This is a genomic window from Streptomyces milbemycinicus, from assembly GCF_002154605.1.
Lineage (GTDB): Bacteria > Actinomycetota > Actinomycetes > Streptomycetales > Streptomycetaceae > Streptomyces > Streptomyces milbemycinicus.
In genome coordinates this window covers 1-3,782 of record NZ_MUNE01000647.1, presented here as the reverse complement: position 1 = coordinate 3,782, position 3,782 = coordinate 1, and the positions used below count along the sequence as shown (strand labels likewise).

Sequence of the window (3,782 nt, the reverse complement as noted above, 5' to 3'; positions counted from 1 at the left end):
TTCACCGCCGCCGGGCCCGGCCGGATCGCCGCCTACCCGGACCACTGGGCCGGCCGCCCCGTCCTCGACGCGATCGACTTCTACTCCGTCGCCGATATGCAGGCCCGCTCCAACGCCCTGCTCGCCGGCCAGGTCGATCTGCTCTCCCAGACCAACCTGGACTTCGCCACCGCCCGCGTCGTCGCCAACTCGTCCCGCGCCACCGTCGCCCGGGCGAAGAACGCCCAGTGGTACGTGCTGCCGATGCTCACCACCGAGAAGCCCTTCACCGACGTACGGGTACGGCAGGCGATGAAGCTCGCCTACGACCCCGAGCACGTCCTGAAGGTCGCCCTCCAGGGCGCGGGCACCATCGGCTGGGACAACCCCGTACCGCCCACCGACCCCGGCCACCTCGCCACCCACCCCGCCCACGACCCCGAAAAGGCCCGCCATCTGCTCAAGCAGGCCGGGCAGGAACGGCTCGCGGTCGACCTCTACACCTCCTCCTACGACCCGATCTTCACGCCCATGGCCCTCGCCTACCAGGAGTCCGCCAAGCGGGCCGGCATCCGGATCCGGGTCAAGACGGCCGCCGCCGACTCGTACTACACCCAGATCTGGATGAAGAAGCCCCTCATGGCCACCTACTGGTACACCGGCCGCCCCATCGACCAGCTCCTCAACCAGGTCTTCCGGGGCGGCTCCTCGTACAACGAGACCGCCTGGGCCGACAAGGACTTCGACGCGCTGCTGGACCGGGCCCGCCGGGAGACCGACGACGCGCGCCGCCGCGAGCTCTACCAGCAGGCGCAGACCGCGGTCGTGGAGCGGGGCGGGGCGATCACCCCGATGTTCGCCGACCGGCTCGTCGGCATCTCCCGCAAGGTGCGCGGCTACGCGGAGCACGGCTTCGAGTTCGACTACCTCGGCATCGGGCTGAAGGGGGCGTGAGAGACGTGCTCTCCTTCGTCGTACGACGTGTCGTCGCCGCGTTCGGCACGCTCCTGCTCTCCTCCGTCCTGGTCTTCCTCGCCGTCCAGTCCCTGCCCGGCGACGTCGCCACCCAGGTGCTCGGCAAGGACGCCACCCCCACCGCCGTCGCCGCGCTGCGCGACAAGCTCCACCTCGACCAGCCCGCCTGGGAGCGCTACCTGGAGTGGGTCAAAGGCGCGCTCCACGGCGACTTCGGCACCTCGCTCGTCAACGCCAAGCCGGTGGGCGGGGAAGTCGGCCAGTACCTCGGCAACTCCGCGCTGATCGCCGTCGTCACCGTCCTCTTCGCGGTCACCGGCTCGCTCGTACTGGGCATCATCGCCGGGCTCTACCGCGACCGCTGGCCCGACCACCTCATCTCCACCGTCAGCCTGATCGGGATGAGTGTCCCCGAGTTCGTCGTGGCCACCGTGCTGGTGCTGCTCTTCTCCATCGCCGTCCCCGTCCTGCCCGCCGTGGTGCTCTACGGTCCCGACGCGAGCGTCGGACAGCTGCTCCCCGCCGTATGGCTGCCCGCCGCCTCGCTCGCGATCGTGATGGCCGCGTACATCGTCCGCATGGCCCGCACCTCGGTCATCGACGTCATGGCCGGCGAGTACGTCACCACCGCCCGGCTCAAGGGCCTGTCCACCTGGCGCGTGGTCACCCGCCACGCCCTGCCCGGCGCGCTGCTGCCCACTCTGCACGTCATCGCGCTCAATGTGGCGTGGCTGGTCGGCGGCGTGGCCGTCGTCGAGAACGTCTTCAACTACCCGGGCATCGGCAAGCTGATGCTCTCCTCCGTACAGAACCGCGACCTGCCCGTCATCCAGGCCATCGCCCTGATCAGCGCGGTCGTCTACGTCTGCTGCAACCTGGCCGCCGACCTCGGCGCCATGGCCCTCAACCCCAAGCTCAGGACCCGAGGAGGGCGGACCCGATGAGCACCCTGAAGATCCCCGACGCTGTTGTTCCGGTCGAAGCGCCCGCCGCCCGGTCCGGCCTCGCCGCCCGCACCTGGCGCACCGTACGCTCCTCCCGCGCCGCCACCATCGGGCTCGCGATCGTCGCCGTCCACGTTCTGATCGCGCTGCTCGCGCCCGTGCTGACCTCGTACGAGCCGACGGTCGGCGATGCCACCCACGCCCTCCTCGGCCCCGGCGCCGACCACTGGGCGGGCACCGACCAGTACGGACGCGACGTACTGGCCCGGGTGCTGTACGGCGGGCGGTACGCGCTCGGCGTCTCCGTCGCCGCGACCGTGCTGACCATCGCCCTCGGCACCGTCCTCGGCTGCGCCGCCGCGCTGCGCGGCGGCTGGCTGGACGATGTGCTGATGCGGGTGCTGGACGCCGTGCTGTCCATCCCCTCGATCCTCGCCCTGCTGGTCGTCGTCACCGCGCTCGGCACCGGGCCCGCGGTCATCGTGCTCGCCATCGCCGTCGTCTACGTCCCGCAGGTCGTACGGGTCGTCCGCGGCGCCGCGCTGGCCGTCGTCCCCGCCGACTACGTCACCGCCGCCCGCGCCCGCGGCGAGCGGACCTGGTCGATCCTGTGGCGCGAGGTGCTGCCCAACATCACCGATGTGGTGTGCGTCGAGTTCGCGATGCGCGCCTCCTGGGTGGTGCTGCTGATCAGCTCCCTGTCCTTCCTCGGCTTCGGCGCCAACCCGCCCACCCCCGACTGGGGGCTGATGGTCGCCGAGAACCGCACCGCCATCACCGTCGTACCGATGGCGAGCCTGGCGCCCATCATCGCCCTGGCCACGCTCGTGATCGGGCTCAACCTCGCCGCCGACGGCCTGTCCAAGGCCTGGGGCGTGGACCGGATCCGGGAGGGCTCCTGATGACCACCCCCGCCATCGTCGCTGTTGACGGCCTGTCCGTCAGCTACCGCTCCGGGGGCCGGGACGTCCCCGTCGTCCACGAGGTCGGCTTCGAACTGTGCCCCGGCCGAACCCTCGCCCTCGTCGGCGAGTCCGGCAGCGGCAAGTCGACCGTCGCCGCCACCCTGCTCGGACATCTGCGCCACGGCTCGCGCATCACCGCGGGCACGGTACGGGTCGACGGGAACGACGTCTTCGCCCTCCCGGCAAAGGAACTGCGGCGGCTGCGCGGCGGCACCGTCGCCATGGTCGCGCAGAACGCCGGGCACGCCCTGACCCCCTCGATGCGGGTCGGCCGGCAGATCGCGGAAGCCCTGCGCGGCGACGCCGCCACCGACCCGGCCGCCGTCACCGACCTCCTCGACCAGGTTCGCCTCCCGCGCCCCGCCGAACTCGCCCGCCGCTACCCGCACGAACTCTCCGGCGGACAGCAGCAGCGCGTCGCCATCGCCATGGCCATCGCCGCCCGCCCCAAGGTCCTCGTCCTCGACGAACCCACCACCGGCCTCGACGTCATCACCCAGCGCGGCGTCCTCGACCTCCTCGCCGCGCTGCGCGACGAACTCGGCCTCGCCGCCGTCCTGGTCAGCCACGACCTCGGCGTCGTCAACCACATGGCCGACGACGTCGCGGTGTTGCGCGCCGGCCGGGTCGTCGAGGCCGCCCCCACCCGCCGCCTCTTCACCGCGCCCGCCGACCCGTACACCCGGCGGCTGCTGGCCAGCGTCCCGCGCCTGTCCGACGCCGGGCTCGCCCTCGTCGCCGAGGACGGCACCCGCGAGATCCGGCCCAAGGCCCAGGTCCCCGCCGACGCCCCGGAGGCGGTCGCCGTCCGCGACATCACCATCGACTACGGCGCGAGCCGCGCGGTCCACGGCGTGTCCTTCCGGGTGCGGCGCGGGGAAGTGCTGGCGCTGGTCGGCGAGTCCGGCAGCGGCAAGTC

4 protein-coding genes are annotated in these 3,782 nt (G+C 72.2%); all 4 read left to right on the top strand.

Going from position 1 to position 3,782, the window contains the following annotated elements; translation table 11 throughout:
- Nucleotides 1-933, top strand: a 933-nt coding sequence (locus CCN51_RS41430) for an ABC transporter substrate-binding protein (protein WP_245881786.1), incomplete at its 5' end; no start/stop codon positions are given.
- 5 nt (nt 934-938) lie between these two features.
- Nucleotides 939-1,898, top strand: a complete 960-nt coding sequence (locus CCN51_RS41425) for an ABC transporter permease (protein ID WP_014176828.1) — start codon at nt 939-941, stop codon at nt 1,896-1,898.
- Nucleotides 1,895-2,800: an ABC transporter permease gene (locus tag CCN51_RS41420; RefSeq protein ID WP_014176827.1), complete on the top strand. Its 906-nt coding sequence runs from the start codon at nt 1,895-1,897 to the stop codon at nt 2,798-2,800. The genes CCN51_RS41425 and CCN51_RS41420 overlap by 4 nt, the downstream gene beginning before the upstream one ends.
- On the top strand, nt 2,800-3,782 hold a 983-nt coding region (locus tag CCN51_RS41415), incomplete at its 3' end, for an ATP-binding cassette domain-containing protein (protein ID WP_143676059.1). The genes CCN51_RS41420 and CCN51_RS41415, both read left to right, overlap by 1 nt.

Excerpts from the sequence above, each read along its gene's own strand:
- CCN51_RS41420 (WP_014176827.1), top strand. The coding sequence starts at position 1,895 with ATGAGCACCCTGAAGATCCCCGACGCTGTTGTTCCGGTCGAAGCGCCC.